Raw genomic sequence first — 20,978 nt, forward strand, 5'->3', positions numbered from 1 at the left:
TAAGCGGTTACGCTTAAAATAAAATTCATGATGCTTAAAACTTTTGAATATGCTAAGTTAAATTCCATTGAATTACAGGAATTAACAACGCGTAATACTGATCCTTCGCATGCTATCCAAGATACTGTCTTAGATATTATACAAGAAGTTCGTCAAAATGGTGATAAAGCTTTGATTAGCTATGCACAACAATTTGACAAAGTTGAATTAGAAAAACTTTACCTTGATGCTAACGATATTGATGTATTGGCATCAACGATTAATCGCGAACAACAAAGGGCTTTAGAAATTGCGTTCCAGAATATTCATAAATTCCACTCTTCACAAGTAAAGCGTGAGCGAGTTGTAGAGACTACAACAGGTGTAAAATGCTGGCGGGAGATCCGCCCTATTGAAAAAGTGGGTCTTTATATACCGGGAGGCTCCGCTGTTCTACCAAGTACACTATTAATGTTAGGTGTACCGGCACGAATTGCGGGATGTAAAGAAATCATTGTTTGTTCTCCTCCCCAAAAAAGTGGAAAAATAAACGGTTTCGTAGCCTATTGTCTCAAATTATTAAAAATTGAACGCATTTACCTTGTCGGTGGTGCTCAAGCTATAGCGGCAATGGCTTTTGGATCGGAAACGATCCCTAAAGTTGATAAAATATTTGGACCTGGCAATCAATTTGTGACAAAAGCAAAAAGCATTGTTCAAGGTATGGCAAATGTAAGTATCGACATGCCTGCTGGTCCATCTGAAGTTTTAGTAATTGCTGATGAAACTGCCACACCTGCTTATGTAGCTGCAGATCTATTAGCTCAAGCTGAACATGGTACTGACAGTCAGGCTGTACTCGTAGCAACTTCCAAAGATATTATTGAAGCTGTAAATCTTGAATTAGAAAAGCAACTTGCTATTTTACCCCGTTTTGAATTAGCAAGCAAAGCAATCGAGAACTCCTATGCGGTGTTAGCAACTGATTTAAATGAGGCGCTTGCGTTTAGTAATTATTATGCTCCAGAACATCTGATCCTAGAAACTGATCAATGGGAACGTCTTGTCCGTCTTATTTTAAATGCAGGTTCCGTCTTTTTAGGACACTTAACGCCTGAAAGTGCTGGAGATTATGCTTCCGGAACAAACCATACTTTACCTACATCAGGATATGCAAGATCTTATTCGGGTGTATCCGTAGATTCATTTGTAAAAAAGATTACTTTCCAGCATATAAGTCAGGAAGGACTACTTAATATTGGTTCTACTGTGGAGATCTTAGCAGAATTAGAGGGACTTCATGCACATAAGAATGCTGTTACCATTCGAAAAGAAAATTAATAATTTCAAATCAAAAGAAAAGCCTTTCAGAAAATCTGAAAGGCTTTTTTATTAAAATCTTATTTCGAATTAGTTTTTCAATGCTTCACCAACTTTTTTAGCTTTGTCACCTACAGCTTTAGCTGCATCTTTGGTTCCTTCACCTACAGCTTTAGCAGCATCTTTAGTACCTTCAACGGCAGATTTTCCAGCTTTAGCTGTTGCGTCAGCAGCTTTATCGATAGCATGACCAGTTGCATGAGCGGCATCCTTCACACCTTCTTCAACATCACCCGCGACTTTAGCAGTACCTGCCGTAATTTTTTCCCAAGCAGTTTTTGTCTCGTCTACAGTTTTACGTGCAGCTTCTTCAGCTTTCTTATCTCCTTTTGCTATTGCAGCATCTAGATCTTTTTGAGCTTGCTCATATTTAGCTTTCGCTTCAGCAGCAGCAATGTCTGCATGTTTATCTAAACTATCTAGAGAATTATCTAATTTTTCTCCGACTGTGACTTCTCCATCACTATTTTTATCTTCTTTTGGCGTATTATTACAAGCCGCAAAAGTTAATGAAACTCCTGCGAATAATGCTAAAAATGCAACTTTTTTCATTTCGTATATTTCTTTGGTTAACAGATTTAACCAAACAATATTTATGCCAATTATGCTTTAGGATAAATCGTGCCTTTTGCCGCTTCTAGTGTATTCTTAAGTAATCCAACAATTGTCATCAAGCCCACTCCTCCAGGTACAGGAGTTATCCAGGAAGCTTTAGGAGCGACTTCCTCAAAATCTACATCTCCATATAATTTAAAGCCAGACTTTGTTTCTGTTGAGTCTTCTCTATTAATTCCTACATCAATTACAACTGCGCCATCCTTCACCATATCTGCAGTAACAAAGTTTTTCTTCCCAATTGCAGCAACAATAATATCCGCGCGTAAAACTTCTGTTTTAAGGTCTTTGGTACGACTATGTGTTAAGGTAACTGTACAGTTCCCCGGATTAGAATTTCGTGCTAAAAGAATACTCATTGGTGAACCAACGATATTACTTCTACCTACCACCACTGCATGTTTACCTGCAGTTTCAATTTTATAATGATCCAGCATCAACATAATACCATAAGGTGTTGCTGGAATAAAGCAAGGAAGATTTCGTTGCATTCTGCCCAAATTGATGGGATGAAAACCATCTACATCTTTTCGGTAATCTATTGCTTCAGTTATTTTATCGGGATCGATATGCTTTGGAAGTGGCAACTGCACGATCAAACCGTCAATATTTGCATCCGCATTTATTTCTTGAATTTTAGCGATCAATTGTTCTTCAGTCACATCAACATCGTAACGAATATTAGTAGATTCAAAACCTACCAATTCACAATTACGCATTTTACTCGCCACATAAGTTTCACTACCACCGTCGTTTCCAACTAGGATAGCCACTAAATGAGGTTTACGTCCAGCTTGCGCTGTAAAATCAGCTGTATCTTTTTTGATATCTTCTTTAATTTTAGCTGATACGAGTTTACCGTCTAATAAATTCATTTTTATAGGAATAGGATTTTTTAAGTTTCTAATCTAATTTCAGTACCGCCATAAATGCCGATTGCGGTATTTCAACGTTACCTACTTGACGCATTCGTTTTTTACCTTTTTTCTGCTTTTCTAAAAGCTTACGCTTACGAGAAATATCACCGCCATAACATTTTGCTGTTACATCTTTACGTAAAGCAGAAATTGTCTCACGGGCAATGATTTTCATTCCAATAGATGCTTGAATACGAATTTCAAACTGTTGGCGAGGCAATAATTCTTTTAATTTTTCACAAATTTTCTTACCAAAGTCATATGCATTACTTCTGTGAATCAGAGATGACAATGCATCTACAGGTTCATCATTTAAACGGATATCCAAACGGACCAAATCGGATTGACGGTAACCTATCTGTGTATAATCAAAAGAAGCATAGCCCTTGGAAATCGTTTTTAACTTATCATAAAAATCAAATACAATTTCCCCCATTGGCATCTCAAATACCAATTCAACACGGTCTGAAGTTAAATATGACTGATTAATGATTGCACCACGTTTTTGGATACATAAAGACATAATCGGTCCTACGAAATCAGATTTAGTAATGATATTTGCTTTAATATAAGGTTCCTCAATAGCATCTAATTTACTCGGATCTGGTAAATCGGATGGGTTATGAACCTGAACTTCTTCATTATCTTTTGTTAAATACGCTTTGTAAGATACGTTGGGAACAGTTGTGATAACAGTCATATCAAACTCACGCTCAAGACGTTCCTGGATAATCTCCATATGAAGCATTCCTAAGAATCCACAACGGAATCCAAAACCTAGCGCTGCTGAAGACTCTGGTTCAAACACTAAAGATGCGTCATTCAATTGCAAACGGTGCATCGATTCGCGTAACTCTTCGTAATCTTCTGTATCAACAGGATATATTCCGGCAAAAACCATTGGTTTTACTTCTTCAAATCCTTGAATAGCACCTTCACAAGGCCTTTCCTTATGGGTGATCGTATCGCCAACTTTTACTTCACGAGCTTCCTTAATCCCTGAGATGATGTATCCAACATCACCTGTTCTAACGACATCTTTAGCAACTTGATTTAATTTCAAAGTTCCAATCTCATCTGCAGAATATTCTTTTCCTGTAGCAACAAATTTCACTTTATCACCTTTACGGATCTCACCATTTTCAACTTTGAAATAGGCCATGATACCACGAAAAGAGTTATAAACTGAATCGAAGATTAAGGCTTGCAATGGCGCATTGGGATCCCCCACTGGTGCTGGAACTCGTGCTACAATTGCTTTTAAAATATCAGGAATCCCAAGTCCTGTTTTACCAGATGCTGGAATAATATCTTCTCGGTTACCACCAATTAAATCAATAATCTGGTCTTTCACTTCCTCTGGCATAGCACCCGGAAGATCCATCTTATTCAATATTGGAATAATCTCTAAATCATGCTCCAATGCTAAATAAAGATTGGAGATTGTTTGTGCTTGTATACCTTGAGAAGCATCTACAATTAACAAAGCTCCTTCGCAGGCAGCAATTGAACGTGATACTTCGTAAGAAAAATCGACGTGTCCGGGAGTATCAATTAAATTTAAGATATACTCCACTCCGTCTTGTATATAGTTCATTTGGATAGCGTGACTCTTAATGGTAATACCACGTTCACGTTCCAAATCCATATTATCTAGTAATTGTGCCTGCGCTTCACGTTGTGTAATGGTGTTGGTATACTCCAATAATCGATCGGCTAATGTACTTTTACCGTGATCAATGTGTGCGATGATACAGAAATTACGTATTTGCTTCATATAGGATTTTTAAAAATCGTTTCTAAAAAGCAAAGATACTTTTTTTGACAGACATTTAAGCTAAGCTGTCCCCTATTTATGCACATAATTTCATGATTTATCGATTAAGATAAAAAATGTTTTCGATTTGCTGTGACGTTTTCTACTTGCCATTCAATCTCAACTGTAAACTCTTTCGATCGTATTGGACAGTCTTTTACTTGACAATAGCTGCAGCATTCGGGAAGGCATGGATCTGCATGAATAAAAAACTCGGTTTCAATCGACATTTTGGTATTAACGATTTTATCTAAAATCGAGATTTCATCGTGTACTTTAGTTAAGGAATAATAATTTGGAAGTGTCAAGTGACAATCAACATGCAGTTCATTGCCATATCGTTGCACACGCAGATTGTGTATATCAATCCAATCTGTATGACGGTTTTCTTGCAAAACTTGAACGACTTCTTTTACTAGATCTACATCGGACTCATCCATAAGTCCACCCACTGACTGCCTTAACAATTTATAGCCATTATATAAAATAAAACTGCCCAAAGCAAAAGAAATTGCAATATCGATCCACTTTAAGCCTGTTAATTTCATAAGAATAAGACCGACTACTAGGCCTATTGTACTATAGGCATCAACTTGTAGATGTTTACCGTCGGCTTCCAATGTAAGAGAACCCAATGCTCGCCCTCTTTTCATGATGTAGAATCCAATTACAAAATTAATCAGGGCCGTAACAGAAACTAAACCGATCCCTTCTTCCAAATTTGATAATGTAGATGGGAAAAAGATATTGTAAAATCCCTTTACCAGTATGATTGATCCGGCTATAAAAATAAGTCCCCCTTCCAAGAAAACAGAAAAGAATTCCACTTTGCCATGACCATAAGGATGATTATTATCTTTAGGTTGAGCGGCTAAATAAATACTATAGAAAGCAAAACTTGAGGCAATGACATTGACAATACTTTCCGCAGCATCGGTGAAAATAGCATTGGAAGCAGTAAGGAAATACGCGACAAATTTGATGATCATCAATCCTAGCCCTGTCAAAAGGGATAGCAGAACTAATCTTTTTTGCTTAGACATAATAATACTTTATTTTCGCGACAAAGGTAGTCATATAACGCTACGATTTCCTTTTTAGTTTGAAACTACTAATCTTTTAGCATACTCTTTTACATCAATGCAATCTGATAAATGAAATGGTGATTAATGCTAAGCAGAAATATCATTATAAAATTTATCGTATATTTCTAACATCGTAACATCGGTAATATACGTGCTGAAAAATTAGAATAGATGTTATTCTAAAGCAATCAAAATCTTAATAATTTTACATATTTTCAGTAAAAAAGAAGCAATCGTTTGTCTTTTTTCAAGAAATTAAAGTATTATTTGCATTCTAAATAATATCTTTGTCTTACCATGAGCACACAATCATATTTATCAGATAGGATAAACAACTTATCCGAGTCGGCTACGCTTAAAATGACTAAGCTTGGTCGCGAATTAGCCTCAAAAGGCGTTAATGTTATCAGCTTAAGTGTTGGCGAACCAGATTTCAATACTCCTGACCACGTTAAAGAAGCTGCTAAGATAGCTTTAGACGAAAATTGGACACGTTACTCGCCAGTTCCGGGATACCCAGAATTACGTCAGGCTATTGTGAATAAATTGAAGATTGAAAATAATCTTGATTATGACATCTCTCAAATCGTAGTTTCTACAGGTGCAAAACAGTCTTTATCAAATGTTATTTTAACACTTGTTAATCCTGGTGATGAAGTTGTAATACCCACCCCATACTGGGTTTCTTATTCAGAAATGGTTGTTTTAGCTGAAGGAAAATCGGTTTTTATCAATACTGAAATCGATAATAACTTTAAAATAACTCCTGAGCAACTTGAGGCTGCTATCACGCCTAAAACTAAATTGTTCATGTTCTCATCACCAAATAACCCTACAGGTACGGTGTATAGTAAAGATGAGTTAGCTGCTTTGGCAAAAGTATTTGAAAAACATCCACAGGTATTTATCTTATCAGATGAAATCTATGAACATATCAATTTTGTAGACAAACATGAATCTATCGCTCAATTTGATAGCATTAAAGACCGTGTGATTATCATTAACGGTTTCTCCAAAGCATTTGCAATGACCGGATGGAGATTAGGTTATATTGCTTGTAATAAAGAGATCGCTGCCGCAAATGACAAATTACAAGGACAAACGACATCGGGAACATGTTCGATATCACAACGTGCAGGAATCGTTGCTTATGAGCAAGGATTAGCATCAGTGAATAAAATGAAAGAGGCATTTGCTCGTCGTCGTCAACTGGTTTATGATCTATTATCCGCAATTCCAGGAGTTAAAACAAACTTACCTGAAGGCGCTTTCTATTTCTTCCCAGAAATCAGTTCTTTCTTTGGAAAAAAAGATGAGAATGGAAATGTAATCAACAATTCATCTGACTTAGCTCTATACCTATTGAATGTAGGTCATGTCGCAACAGTTGGTGGTGATTCATTTGGAAATGACAAATACATCCGTCTGTCATATGCTGCATCTGATGAAAGCTTAGTAGAAGCTTTAAGACGTATCAAAGAAGCATTAGGCAAATTAGCATAAACTTTTATAACCCATAACAAAAGAAGAGGCTGTCTTTAAAGATAGTCTCTTCTTTTGTTATATACTCAGATTAGCCCAATTTGCTACGTAACATGGCAAGGGAACGGATATGATTTATACTGCCGCGGTATGGCGTATTCATAAATCCTTCTGCTAATTTTATTTCGGCATACGGCATATCAAAGCTGTCGTATGGGTTTTACGTCAATTCCGAATACAAAATAAGCTCCCCCATATGATGTTCAATAAATTCAACTAAAAATCAGACTTTCCCTAAGTGCATCTATTCTTTACGAGAAGCTCTTTTAATTTAAACAAGAGGCTAAACAATATCAGAATTTTACTCGCCAGTAAACTCAACTAACTTAATAGTAAAATAATATTTCCCTAAAAGCATGTTACGTAGCAATACCTATAAGCCATGCAGAGTTAATAATAAGCAATAGCGTAAAATGAACTACCGTAAGAATAAAAACAGACGGCCAAATTTCAATATACATTGGCCAGCGTGATGAATCAATTGGACATGGCGAATTACTACACCGCTGCAACGCAAAATGGTTTACCAAAAACGCGAAGACAAACGGCTAAGTTGGTATATACATTGACCAGAGTGATAAATCAATGAGCCATCGCGCATTGCTATCATACCTTTAAGCAAAATGAATGCGCAACACCACTTGTTAGAACTGCCAAGCACACAGGGTCCTTTACCCTATTGTGGCCACTCCAAATCTCAAAGCGAAAATTATGGAATGAAAAACATATTAGATTTTTCTCTATCTCAATCTCAAGTGTTGCTACAGACACTAGTTTTTTTTAATTATTGGTATCAATACGATTCAATGTAAAAGAAAAAGTACTTCCTGAACCATATTCACTGTCAACAGTTATAGTCCCCCCCTGTGCTTCTATAAACTCTTTACTGATACTTAAACCCAAACCTGTACCTTCTTTTTTTGTTCCCGGAATTCGAAAATACCGTTCAAATATTTTATCCTTATACTGATCTTCTATACCTTGTCCAGCATCTTTAATTGCAAATTTCACTTTATCCTCACTAGATCCAATAGAGATCCCAATGATAGCATTTTCATAGGAATAACGTACTGCATTTGAAAGTAAGTTGGTCAATACCCAGGCTGTTTTTTCATTATCCGCGAGCACATCTGGTAGGTTATTTTCCATTTGCAATTGCAATTCTATATGTTTTTGTTCTGCCATCGCTTTTGTTGCGCGTATAGCATATTCGATAAGTTCGCTCACATTGGTCGGTGCTACATTTAACTGAATGGTCCCACTTTCAACCTGCGTCATATTCAAAAGCTCACCTGTAATTTTCAACAACCTCCCGGTATCCTCGCGGATACTTTGAACAAGATTATTTTGATCTTCATTGAGTACACCAATTTGTTTATTTTCTAAAAGTTGTAACCCCATCTTTATGGAGGCAATAGGTGTTTTAAGTTCATGCGATATGGTTGCTATAAAATTCGTTTTAGCGAAATCCATTTCTTTAAACTGGGTAATATTACGCAACATGATGACCTGTCCTATAAATTGAGAATCTAATTCTCCCGTCGGTACAATATTAATATCGACAATTTCCTTCTCAAAATAACTTTCTTTACCATTTGCATAAATCTTAAGAAGAGTAGCTTCTCGTTGTTTCTGATCCTGAAAAATATCTTTGATAAAATCACGTATCAGATCATTTGTCACCGCGACATCTTGTATTTGCTCTCCAATTAGCTGTTCATTTTGTAAACCAGAAATTTTCAAAGCTTCTTCATTCGCGAATAATACCACCTTCTGTTCATCAATCCCAATTACAGGATCATGCATGTTATTAATAAGAGTATCTATTCGTTTTTTACCTTTTAATATTTTATCCAATTTACTTTCGGCATATTCTTCTAGTTTTTCAGCCATTGTATTAAAAGAATTTGCAAGCTCTCCAAATTCATTACGTTTATCATAATGTATTCGTTTTTTATAGTTTTCATTTGCAATCTGCTTAATACTTTCTGTCAATTCTTTAATAGGATTCGCAATATTTGATGGCAGGTTAACGATCAGAACAAAAGCAATCAGAAAACACAATGTTCCGGTAATGGAAATGACAGCAATGGCTTTTTCTGCAGTTACAGAAGCAATATCACTTTTACGTTCTATGGCTTCCATATTGAGACGCATCAATTCAGTAATGTCTTTTCTTATTTTGGAAAGCAACGTAACATCCGCTTTATTTTCGGTAAACTGATAGAAATGTTTTTCGACCATCTTTGTAGCCTGCACCTCTCCGATTTCAGTAACATTATGCTTTTGTTTCTCTAGATTTTCCTTAAAATCAAGTAACGCAACTGGATCAACAGCATATTCTTCCAATGCCAACAGCATATTGCGGGCATATTGCAAAGTGTTATAATTGGCAACGAGAATATTATTGGTATCCCTTTTCAACTGATTGACATACCAGCCACTTACCACAACCAATAGTACAATCATCAGAAAAAGTGACCCAACACCAAAAGTTAATTTTGTCTTTATACGCATTATGAAAGAATTATAAGATCAATTTTTTCGTTTGAAAGCTTCGTCAGAAGTTTATTAAAAGTATTTGTTGCCCAAATGATTTTGATTAATCCCAAATGTGGCTTACCTATACAAACTGTCGTTATCTGTTTTGCTTCACATTGCTCAATAATGGCTGTAGCAATCTTGCTATGATTAACCTTTATAATCTCGGCGCCCAATTCTGTTGCTAATTTAAAATTATTAATCAAATGTCGCTGTTTATCCAGAGCTATTTTAGAAACACTTTCTTTAGGCGTTTGCACATAGAGAACAAACCATTTACTATTATAATAGTTTGCTAACCTTGCGGTCTTACGAATTACGATCGTAGCAGTCTTCTCATTTGAACTTACACAAGCTAGAAATTGCTCCTTCTTCATATATTTATGATGAATAACCTCCGTCTCAACTTTCCTTTGCACCTGTGAAGCAACTTCTTTTAAAGCCAGTTCACGTAATTGCAAAATATGATCACTATTAAAAAAATTTGCTAATGCCATTTCTATCTTAGCAGCATCATAAATTTTACCATCTTTCAATCTATTTATCAACTCTTCAGCTGTTAAATCAATATTAACGACCTCATCGGCCAATCCAAGCACACTATCGGGTATACGTTCCTGTACATCAACACCTGTTATATTCTTAATCTCATCATGCAGACTTTCAATGTGCTGAATATTGACTGCGCTGATCACACTGATACCCGCATCCAATATATCGATAACATCCTGCCAACGTTTAGCATTGACACTTCCTTCAATATTACTATGAGCAAGTTCATCAATTATGACAATTTCAGGATGTATGTTAATAACCGCCTGAACATCCAATTCTTCAAGCTCTTTTCCCTTATAAAAAAGTTTACGTCTGGGGATCAAAGGAATACCATCCAACAATGCATGTGTTTCTTTTCTATTATGAGTTTCAATATAACCTATTTTAATATCTACCCTACTATGTAGAAGCATATGTGCCTCTTGTAGCATACGATAAGTCTTCCCTACACCAGCGCTCATACCGATATACAGTTTAAATTTTCCTTTCCTAGATTTTTTTATCAGCCCTAAGAAATGTTCCGCATCTTTTCTTTCTTCCATATAAGAATAGATCATGTTATTAGCTCTCTTGTTATTTTATAAACCAGTATAAAACAACAAGAGAAATAATAATTCGATTAAAAACGTAATGCCAAAGAAGTAATTCCAATCATATTATCTTTTTCCAAAGAATCATTTCGATCAGCAAAAATAGCATCTTTACTCTGTAGTCTCTTTAACTCTGTTCGCCAGACTAAATTTGAGAAAACCACATAATCTACTGAAAAGGAATAACCAAATGTTTGAAAACCATTTGCAGTTCCGGTATTAATAATTATCCCTTTCTTATCTTGATAATATTCACCTCGTAAAGCTATAGCAAAATCATCATGAGGTTTATAGGAAGCGATCAAAACTGGAGTAAACCATGTGTTGTAATGACTGCTTCCTTTTTCCTTTTGTTCAGCACCAATATCAAACCCTGTTATAACCGTAAATTTATCATGCAGTTGGAACTGTCCATAAAAATTATGAAAATACCGCATCTGACGAACAGAATCAGCTTTATCACTACCAAAAAACGAACTGCTGTTTAAAGTTATTTTATCCGTCGGCCTATACGTTAACTGATGCCCAAAAGCGGGGGTACTGTTTCCGTCAATCCGCTGAATTCTTTGCCAGCCATTTAAAACTAATCCACTCATCATCCATTTACCGTCATCGGTCGTATACGATACCTTAGCTCCTGTTTCAAAATAAGGAGAGTTATCCGCTCCTATACTACGTGTCAGGGTATAGCAATCCTTACTAATGGCGCTTTCAAATCCAATATGAGATGGCAAGACACCAGCATCAATCCATAAATTATACTTTTCTGAAATCTTAATACCGACATTTGCTTCGTAGATATTTTTCAACGTTACTGGTTCAGCAGCATAATTTGCATTCATATAAGTACCAGCTGCCAATGCCAGGTTAGTCCTGATTCGATCAGATTCATAATTTAATTTAATCAATCCAAGATTTAAATTAACCTCATTATTACGATGATGACTGTATACATATCCTGGTCGGGAATTATTTTTAGGGTTGGAAAAATCGTACTGACTGTACACTTCAACATAACCACTGATCGTTAACGGATTTTTGATCTCAACGTTTTCTTGTGCTTGCAAAATATGGATAGTTCCTAATAACAATAGGGAACTGATGATATATTTATTCATCATAATTTTATCATTTTGTTGATAGAGCATTCGTGTAAATCATGCTTAACATCCGCAGCAGATGATTTTACACCTTGATTTCACATTTGTTAATTGATGTATAAGGATGATATGAAATATCCAGACTGCATACACATCACTCTTCACAGAATTACATTTATTCGAATGTGTATGACATGGATATTTCATATTAAATTATTTTGCAGATAATTGATCTAATGCAATATTCAACTTTAATACATTTATTTTCGCAGGACCAAATAGTCCTATTAATGGTTTTTCGGTATGCTCATGAATTAATGTCATTAAGTCTGCTTCTTCAATATTTCGGATCTTAGCAATACGTTTCACCTGAACCTGAGCTGCCTGTACTGAAAAGTGAGGATCTAAGCCACTCGCACTTGCAGTAATAAGATCAGCAGGTATTTGTGCTTTTGTAATAGCGGGATTATGCACCAAAAATGTATCTATCCGACCTTTTACCTCTGCCAGATATGAAGGGTTTGAAGGGCCTTTGTTACTTCCCGCAGATCCTGCTGCATTATAGCCAGCTGCAGAAGGACGGGACCAGAAATAGTGATCATTTGTAAAGGCCTGACCAATATTGCTGTAATAAGTCCTACCTTTAAAAGTAATGATTTCACCTTTACCTTCATTTGGAGCTGCTTGAGCAATGGCCCATACAGCAAAAGGATAGATGACTGCAAAAAAAACAATTAGGATAAAAGTCAGCTTTATAGCTGGTAAAATATGCTTTTTCATGATTTCGTTTTTTTAAATAAATAAGGATACAATAAGATCAATCAATTTGATGCCTACAAATGGCACCAAAATACCCCCTACTCCAAAAATGAGCAGATTACGCCGTAACAGTGCACTTGCACCTATCGGTTTATAGGCCACCCCTTTCAAAGCCAATGGAATTAAAAATGGAATAATTAGGGCATTGAATATCACGGCAGATAAGATGGCACTCTCTGGACTATGTAATTGCATAATATTTAATCCTTGCAAAGCTGGAATAGCCGTAATGAATAAAGCAGGAATAATCGCAAAATATTTCGCCACATCGTTTGCAATACTAAAAGTAGTAAGTGTGCCACGAGTCATCAATAATTGTTTACCGATTTCCACAACTTCGATCAATTTCGTCGGATCATTATCCAAATCAACCATGTTGCCTGCTTCCTTAGCAGCTTGCGTCCCACTATTCATTGCAACACCAACATCTGCCTGAGCCAGTGCAGGAGCATCATTTGTACCATCTCCCATCATGGCAACCAGACGGCCATTAGCTTGTTCCATTTTGATGTAGTTCATCTTATCCTCTGGCTTAGCTTCAGCAATAAAATCATCGACTCCGGCCTTTTCGGCAATATATTTTGCCGTCAATGGATTATCGCCGGTTACCATAACTGTTTTGATACCCATTTTCCGTAAACGTTCGAACCGCTCTTGAATCCCTGGTTTAATAACGTCCTGCAATTCAATGACGCCTAAAGCAATTTCGTTTTCACAAACGACTAAGGGCGTACCTCCATTTTGAGAAATTTTAGTAACCTGATCGGTTATATCTACTGGAAATACATTTCCGGCCTGCGTAACGATATTACGGATCGCATCAGTCGCACCTTTACGAATACGAGTCTGATCAAAATCGATCCCCGAACTTCTTGTCTCTGCAGTAAATTTGATAAAAACGGGTGCATTGATTGGATAGGCCAACGGATTAACACCAGCCAACTCAATGATTGATTTTCCTTCAGGAGTTTCATCACTCATTGAACTTAATACAGCAGCTTTAATCAGTTGCTCTTCGGCTATGCCCTTCGTTGGGTAAAAATGTGTTGCTTTACGGTTACCAATGGTAATGGTGCCAGTTTTATCCAATAATAGGACATCAATATCTCCAGCCGTCTCTACTGCTTTTCCGCTTTTAGTAATGACATTTGCCCGCAACGCTCTATCCATTCCTGCGATACCAATCGCGGATAATAATCCACCAATCGTAGTTGGTATTAAGCAGATAAATAATGAAATGAAAGCTGCAATTGTGATGGGCGCATTGGCATAATCTGCAAATGGTTTTAAAGTTACAGTCACAATAATGAATACCAACGTAAATCCTGCCAAAAGAATAGTCAGTGCAATTTCATTTGGTGTTTTTTGACGACTGGCTCCTTCTACCAAAGTGATCATTTTATCTAAAAAGCTTTCCCCTGGTTCCGTTGTTACTTTTACCTGTATCTTATCGGACAATACTTTTGTTCCGCCTGTTACACTGCTCTTATCTCCTCCTGCTTCACGAATCACAGGAGCTGACTCTCCAGTAATTGCGCTTTCGTCTATCGTTGCCAATCCCGCAACAATCTCTCCATCAGAAGGAATGATATCACCTGCCTCACATATAAAGATATCTCCTTTTACAAGTTGTGATGAAGAAATCATACTTCCATTTGCCAATTTGGCTGGAGTTTCTTCTCGTGTTTTACGTAAACTGTCTGCCTGTGCTTTTCCTCTAGCTTCTGCAATAGCTTCTGCAAAATTGGCAAATAACAGTGTAAGCAATAAAATCAAAAATATGGTAAAATTGTAACCAAAACTACCTTGTGATGATTCACCTAACAATATCCATAAACTGACTAGGAGCATCACGAAAGTTCCGATTTCTACCGTAAACATCACGGGATTACGAAACATCAGTTTGGGGTTCAATTTCACGAAAGACTGTTTGCAAGCCTGCAATAACATATCACTCTGAAATAATGATTGATTCTTATTCATTTTTAATTATTTATATTGATGAAGTAAATGATCGTGTCTGTATACATTACCCAGCGATCCGTTACTATTCAAATGAGATTAACGCATAGAAAAATATTCAGCAATAGGACCTAACGCTAATGCTGGGAAAAATGATAATGCAGCTACAATAATGATTACTGTAAATACCAAAATCCCAAAAGTTGCTGTATCTGTCTGTAAAGTTCCCTCGCCCTCAGGAATGAATTTTTTCTTAGCCAACAAACCTGCAATTGCTATTGGTCCAATAATCGGCAAGAAGCGTGATAAGATCAAAACGATACCAGTGCTGATATTCCACCAAGGTGTATTATCACCTAAACCTTCGAATCCACTTCCATTATTTGCCGATGAAGATGTATATTCATATAAGATCTCACTGAAACCATGAAAACCAGGATTGTTTAGTGTTGATGCACCTTGTCCGGGAAATGCGGTTGCTAAACCTGCACTGATTAAGATTAGAAATGGGTGAATCAATGCAATAATCATCGCAATCTTCATTTCTCTAGCTTCTATTTTTTTTCCTAAAAACTCGGGTGTGCGCCCCACCATCAGGCCACTGATAAATACAGCAAGAATAATGAAAATGAAAAAGTTAAGGATACCAACTCCTGCACCTCCATAAAAACTATTTATCATCATTGCTAATAATTCATTCATTCCGGAAAGTGGCATTGAACTATCGTGCATGGAATTGACAGATCCAGTTGAAATCACTGTTGTCACAATACTCCAGAACCCAGATGTTGCTGCTCCAATTCGGATTTCTTTTCCTTCCATTGCACCTAATGACTGATCAATTCCCAAACTCGTTAAAGCAGGGTTACCATCCATTTCCATCTTGATATTGGGAATTGCCAACATCAAAAATCCTACAGTCATCACGGCAAACATCATCCAGGACAATTTTCTCCTCTTAATAAAATAGCCGAAAGCAAATATCATGGCAAATGGTACGATCATCTGCGCGGCCATTTCGATCATATTGCTTAAATAGGTCGGATTTTCAAAAGGGTGAGCTGAATTGGTTCCAAAAAAACCACCACCATTTGTTCCAATATGTTTGATTGCAACAAACGCTGCGGCAGGTCCTCGCGATACTTCAACGGTATCACCTTGCAGACTTACAATCGTATCCTTACCCTCAAACGTCATGGGTGTTCCTTGAAAAGCAAGTATAATAGCTACAATAAAGGATAATGGAAGCAGAATTCGTGTACAGGATTTTATAAAATATTCATAAAAATTACCTAAATCTGTAGCTGTTTTATCTCTAAAAGCTCTAAAAAGAGTTACTACCGCAGCCATACCAGTACCTGCACTGACAAACTGTAAAAACATCAACCAATATTGTCCCAAATAACTCACCCCAGTTTCACCAGAGTAATGTTGTAAATTACAGTTCACAACAAAAGAGATTACCGTATTGAATGCCAAATCTGCTGTCATGCTTGGATTTTGATCTGGATTTAAAGGTAATCTTCCTTGCGTCATCAGTACCAGCATTCCCACCAGAAACCAAATCATATTGATGGTGAGCATCGCAACCATATGCTGCTTCCAACTCATTTCAACTTTTGGGTTTATACCTGTTAGTTTATAAAATAATCTTTCAATCGGATTGAAAACGGGATCAAAGATTGTCTTATTTCCAGCAAATACTTTCGCAATATATTTCCCTAAAGGAATTGCTAAAGCGATCGTACCAAGAAACATGACGATTATGGCTATTATTTCTGTATTCATAATTAAATTTTAAATATTATTTCATTCACAGTTTGATTGTTAAAACTGCTCGGGCTTTAGTAATACATACACGATGTATGCAAACACGCCTACTGCTACTATGAGTAATGCTATCATCGTTTGCTATAATTTTAATTTTCCATTATCGTTTTGAGGTATTCCTTCCTCAATTCTTTTGGCAATATGGCCAGATGCTTTTTTAAACTTGCTGGACTTTCTTCTATGGACAGCTTAGTCAGAAATTCATTTTCGATCGCATTACGTGTATATTGGTTTCCTTCCTGATATATCAAATTCACCACTTTTGCAATTTCTTCGGCGTCTGCATACTCATATTCATTACCTGAGTTCATCTTTTTTAAGCATTGTTCGGCTAATTTCCCTAATACGATATAATCAGCTACGGTATGATCGCCTAATTCTTTATCTGAAATCCAATTACTGGACTCTGGTATCCATTCTTCCAGGGTACTTATCATTTTTGTTTTCATTCTATTATTTTTTCATTTGTTGATGACTGCTCGAGTAGTACATAATAGCTGCTATATATCAAGATTATCTACTTCTTGGCTTCACCTTAGATCTGATCAAAAAAGTCAATTGATTTAAAAAACAGTGCAAAACAAATTACACCGACAAGTGTCAATATTATGGCTATCATCTTTATTAATTTATGTGCTGAGAATATCTACAAATTTTACAAGCGCAAAAGTCACAATTGCAACAAAGGCAATTTTCAATAGTCCGGACGTTATGCCGGATTTCCAGTACCTGTCGTACTGCCTTATTTTTTTCCATTTTGAATTTAACATGAGTATTCATTTTGGAAGTGCTGGATGCCAATTTTATTCCAAGTCTAATAACAGGAAAATAAAACACTTAATAAGAGCAACTTAAGGGAATAACGCAAATAATTAAAAACAGAAAAACCTATCAAAATGATAGGCTCATTATCATAATAGAAGGAATTTTAAGAGGTATGATGCAGAGTGATATAAGGTTAAAAGGAATTTTTACAGAGAATTATTACACTGCTCGAAAGTTGTAAGGAACAACATGTCTGAAAGAGCCAAGAATAGTGGCATTATAATGAAAGTAATATAAAAATGGCCGTATAATGAATATAAGGCCGATATACAGATAAATTGGTATTAACGAGATCCAATTGACATCCCTATAACAACAATTGGATTTTTTTATCTTAAACTATAAACTTCTAAGTTCTCTGAGGAATAGTCTATTCCTTCCAAAATCAGTTCAATACAAGTTTGAAATATACTTAACAAAGTAATTATTAAACAATCATCCGAGAGGAAGATAACAATATGTAAGGCCTCCGTAAGACCAGAGACCTCTAGCTCATGATATTAATTTATACTCTTCAATCTTACGATAGAGTGTTGCAATACCAATTTCCAAAAGACGGGCAGCCTCTGCTTTGTTTCCCTGAGTATGGTGTAGTACTTTTTGAATATGCACTTTTTCTACACTTGCCATGGAGAAGGCAGATAACATTTTTACACCTGAATCAACGGCTATACTAGCAAAAGGAAGCGTGTCAACACACAATACATCATTATCTGATAAAATCACACTACGTTCTATGCAATTTTTAAGTTCACGAATATTTCCTTTCCATTGATGGTTTTCCAATGCAGTAATATATTCAGGCGAGATTTGTAATTCTTTTCTCTTAGCACGCAAAGAAAAGATTTGTGTAAAATGATTTGCCAATAAATGAATATCTTGCTTACGTTCACGCAGTGCTGGCAAATAAATACTGAATACCGAAAGACGATAAAATAAGTCACTTCTGAAATGTTCATTTGCTATTTCTTCTTCCAAATTACGATTCGTAGCTGCAATAATACGAACATCTACACGTGTTACTTTTGTTTCTCCAATTTTTAAAAATTCGCCAGTTTCTAATACCCTTAAAATTTTGGCTTGCAATTCCACTGGCATTTCGCCGATTTCATCAAGAAAAATAGTGCCTTTATTTGCCTCTTCAAAAAGTCCTCTTTGATCTTTCATTGCACCGGTAAAAGAACCGGCCTTATGTCCAAATAATTCACCTTCCAATAGTTCTTTACTAAAAGCAGCACAATTAATGGCGACAAAATTAAACTTACTACGGTTACTTGCCTGATGTATCGCTTGTGCAAACACTTCTTTTCCAGTTCCTGTATCACCTGTTAATAACACGGTTGTATCAGTAACAGCAACTCTTTTTGCTAAATCAATTGCATTTAATATTGGTTTCGATTTTCCGACAATCTTGTCAAAGGAATAGCGGTCTCCTAGCTGTTTTTCGAGTTTTTGAACTCTTTTTGCCAATGCTACCTTTTCGCTTGCATTATTTACTAATGGAATAATCTTATTGTTATCGTCTCCTTTGGTAATGTAATCAAAAGCTCCATTTTTAATTGCCTGTACGCCATCCGGAATATTTCCATATGCTGTCAACAAGATAATTTCAATTAACGGGTACTTCTCTTTTATTACTTTTGTGCTATCTACACCACTTCCGTCGGGTAATTTAACATCACAGATTACAACATCAATATCTTGCTCTTCCAAGCGTTTCAATCCTTTCTTTAAATCTGAAGCTTGAAATACCTCAAAGCCTTCTAGGGTAATAATTCTAGCAAGTAGTGTACGAATCTTTTCTTCGTCGTCGATTATTAGGATAGTGCTCAATGATTAAATTTTAGATATCAAACTTAAGTAAATTTTAGGCGAAACTTATTATGTATATCAGATACAATTTGTACCTAACGACCAAAATGATCATAGTTATCAGTTGCAAACTTTTCAAAACGTGTTAATAGGGCAATATTATCACGTTCCAATTGCGTTAGCTCTTTTGTTACATCATTGGAAACCGGCACATACCAATCCACCGGATCAAAGAATTGACGCACATTAATTCTAGTAAAAGCATATCCATGACGTGCAAAAATAGTATTTCGAATAATCTCTAAATCCAACTTCTTCAAATTTTTTAAATCGGCTTCTGTGAGCTTTGTTTTTGACGCATTGAGCGTATATACAACAGGCGATGCTGCACGATATAAATCATTAATAAAGGTGTAAGTTGAATCTCCGTCTGCCATCGTCTTTGTTTCCTTTTTTGACGCATACCAATCAATTAATGGTTCGCTATTTTCATCATTAGGTAACATGAGATTAGCATTATAAACGAACTGTTTTTTTATTAATTTGAAATTCCTTTTTTTCACATTTACACTTTGATCAAATGCTGTCCAAGCCCCCTCTAAAGTATCTTCATTCAATTTGAACTCAAATCTTCCGTCAGATTTTTTATCTCCGGGCTCATCCAAGATAAAGGTGATCAAATTTCCATTTTCTTCTATTTTCCCTACCAAAGGTCTTAAATTTCCTTTTACCACATTTTGCGCAATGACTGTATCGGCTGTAATTCTTTTAATTGTCAAATTAATTTTAGGACTATAATCGAATTCCGCAGGAAACTCGCCTTGCTTTTCAAGAATTTCTTCCGAAACTTTTTCATCTACAGTAAAATCGCCTACCCAATTTCCATATAATTCTGGATGAATCTCATTTTCGACCATAGCTCCCGAAACTGATTGGTCTGAAGATTTTTTATCTGTTTTACTATTACAAGAGGTTAGCATGGCGAATGCCAGTGCCATATAGAAAAGTCTTTTCATATTATTTATTACGGTTAATTATCCATTCTGCAATTAGTAGATTTGGAATCCAGCCTAACCAGGCCACCAATTGGTATAGGTCCATGGGATAGGGATGAAAGAAATAAACTAATACAAGTTTCCAATAGCGCAAAGTTAATGCCGAACATGTCAATGCAAAACTTCTGATCATAAAATTTTTATGCGCTTTAAAATCTCCCGTTTTTGCTTTTAGAACAGCTTGAAGTGTAACGTAAAACCAAAATATTGCAAGTAATGTAAAGGCAATCTGAGCAACTGGTCCACCGTTAGCTTGCATTGCGATTAAAAAACCAGAGGGTGCTGCAACAATTAAAATAGCACCAGCATATAAATAACCAAATGCTCTATGTAAACGTGGGTATGTTCTTAAAATGGTGCTATTAAATTGTGTAAATCCAGCTGGAAGCGCTAAAATTGCAAAAGTAACATGGGCATAAAACACAAATCTGTACCAGAAGATCTCTGTTATTTCAGTTTGTTTAATCTGTAAAAAAGAAGTATCTAATTCAAAATTTCGATATTGCCAAATAATTTCTGCCATTAGAATACAGCTATATCCAAACAGTAATAATA

General features: G+C 36.0%; 17 protein-coding genes. 2 read left to right on the plus strand and 15 right to left on the minus strand.

All coding sequences use genetic code 11. The features are described from left to right. The first annotated feature begins 30 nt into the window (after positions 1–30). Positions 31–1,320 (plus strand): histidinol dehydrogenase, encoded by a 1,290-nt coding sequence (gene hisD / locus JAZ75_RS24980; RefSeq protein ID WP_208702600.1) that lies wholly within the window; start codon positions 31–33, stop codon positions 1,318–1,320. 69 nt (positions 1,321–1,389) lie between these two features. On the opposite strand, the gene JAZ75_RS24985 is transcribed toward hisD, so the two are convergent. The 4 genes from JAZ75_RS24985 to JAZ75_RS25000 all read right to left on the minus strand — a co-directional run bounded on the left by JAZ75_RS24985 (position 1,390) and on the right by JAZ75_RS25000 (position 5,750). Beyond that, positions 1,390–1,911: a hypothetical protein gene (locus tag JAZ75_RS24985; RefSeq protein ID WP_208699303.1), complete on the minus strand. Its 522-nt coding sequence runs from the start codon at positions 1,909–1,911 to the stop codon at positions 1,390–1,392. Positions 1,912–1,961: 50 nt separating this feature from the next. Then, on the minus strand, positions 1,962–2,849 hold the full coding sequence (locus JAZ75_RS24990) for a bifunctional 5,10-methylenetetrahydrofolate dehydrogenase/5,10-methenyltetrahydrofolate cyclohydrolase (RefSeq protein WP_208699305.1): 888 nt from the start codon (positions 2,847–2,849) through the stop codon (positions 1,962–1,964). Positions 2,850–2,877: 28 nt separating this feature from the next. Then, entirely contained in the window at positions 2,878–4,668 is a 1,791-nt protein-coding gene (lepA, locus tag JAZ75_RS24995) for a translation elongation factor 4 (RefSeq protein WP_208699307.1), read from the minus strand. A 104-nt stretch (positions 4,669–4,772) separates the two neighbouring features. Continuing rightward, entirely contained in the window at positions 4,773–5,750 is a 978-nt protein-coding gene (locus JAZ75_RS25000; protein WP_132843207.1) for a cation diffusion facilitator family transporter, read from the minus strand. A 339-nt stretch (positions 5,751–6,089) separates the two neighbouring features. On the opposite strand from JAZ75_RS25000, the gene JAZ75_RS25005 reads away from it, so the two are divergent. Further along, positions 6,090–7,295 (plus strand): pyridoxal phosphate-dependent aminotransferase, encoded by a 1,206-nt coding sequence (locus JAZ75_RS25005; RefSeq protein ID WP_232789315.1) that lies wholly within the window; start codon positions 6,090–6,092, stop codon positions 7,293–7,295. Between the two features lie 819 nt (positions 7,296–8,114). Here JAZ75_RS25005 and JAZ75_RS25010 read toward each other — a convergent pair. From JAZ75_RS25010 to JAZ75_RS25060, 11 genes are all read right to left on the minus strand, one after another. Next, positions 8,115–9,851, minus strand: coding sequence for an ATP-binding protein (locus JAZ75_RS25010; RefSeq protein WP_208699309.1), 1,737 nt, complete (start codon positions 9,849–9,851; stop codon positions 8,115–8,117). Next, positions 9,851–10,972: a sensor protein KdpD gene (locus JAZ75_RS25015; RefSeq protein ID WP_208699311.1), complete on the minus strand. Its 1,122-nt coding sequence runs from the start codon at positions 10,970–10,972 to the stop codon at positions 9,851–9,853. The genes JAZ75_RS25010 and JAZ75_RS25015 overlap by 1 nt, the downstream gene beginning before the upstream one ends. Before the next feature lie 77 nt (positions 10,973–11,049). Then, positions 11,050–12,141, minus strand: coding sequence for a porin (locus JAZ75_RS25020; protein ID WP_232789316.1), 1,092 nt, complete (start codon positions 12,139–12,141; stop codon positions 11,050–11,052). 192 nt (positions 12,142–12,333) lie between these two features. Further along, entirely contained in the window at positions 12,334–12,900 is a 567-nt protein-coding gene (locus JAZ75_RS25025) for a K(+)-transporting ATPase subunit C (RefSeq protein ID WP_208699313.1), read from the minus strand. Between the two features lie 12 nt (positions 12,901–12,912). Beyond that, a complete protein-coding gene (gene kdpB / locus JAZ75_RS25030) occupies positions 12,913–14,922 on the minus strand; it encodes a potassium-transporting ATPase subunit KdpB (RefSeq protein WP_208699315.1) in 2,010 nt (669 codons plus the stop codon). Positions 14,923–15,000: 78 nt separating this feature from the next. Then, the gene (gene kdpA / locus JAZ75_RS25035) at positions 15,001–16,689 is read right to left on the minus strand and encodes a potassium-transporting ATPase subunit KdpA (RefSeq protein WP_208699317.1); all 1,689 of its coding nucleotides are present in this window, start codon (positions 16,687–16,689) and stop codon (positions 15,001–15,003) included. A 39-nt stretch (positions 16,690–16,728) separates the two neighbouring features. Continuing rightward, positions 16,729–16,806, minus strand: coding sequence for a K(+)-transporting ATPase subunit F (kdpF, locus tag JAZ75_RS26280; RefSeq protein WP_084825336.1), 78 nt, complete (start codon positions 16,804–16,806; stop codon positions 16,729–16,731). Positions 16,807–16,820: 14 nt separating this feature from the next. After that, entirely contained in the window at positions 16,821–17,180 is a 360-nt protein-coding gene (locus tag JAZ75_RS25045) for a hypothetical protein (protein WP_208699319.1), read from the minus strand. Positions 17,181–18,048: 868 nt separating this feature from the next. Next, positions 18,049–19,389: a sigma-54-dependent transcriptional regulator gene (locus tag JAZ75_RS25050; protein WP_132771820.1), complete on the minus strand. Its 1,341-nt coding sequence runs from the start codon at positions 19,387–19,389 to the stop codon at positions 18,049–18,051. Between the two features lie 74 nt (positions 19,390–19,463). Then, positions 19,464–20,384: a YARHG domain-containing protein gene (locus tag JAZ75_RS25055; protein ID WP_208699321.1), complete on the minus strand. Its 921-nt coding sequence runs from the start codon at positions 20,382–20,384 to the stop codon at positions 19,464–19,466. A gap of 1 nt (position 20,385) precedes the next feature. Beyond that, positions 20,386–20,946, minus strand: a complete 561-nt coding sequence (locus JAZ75_RS25060; RefSeq protein ID WP_232789317.1) for a DUF2306 domain-containing protein — start codon at positions 20,944–20,946, stop codon at positions 20,386–20,388. Positions 20,947–20,978 lie beyond the last annotated feature (32 nt).

It is taken from the genome of Sphingobacterium sp. UDSM-2020, assembly GCF_016132525.1.
Classification (GTDB): Bacteria; Bacteroidota; Bacteroidia; order Sphingobacteriales; family Sphingobacteriaceae; genus Sphingobacterium; species Sphingobacterium anhuiense.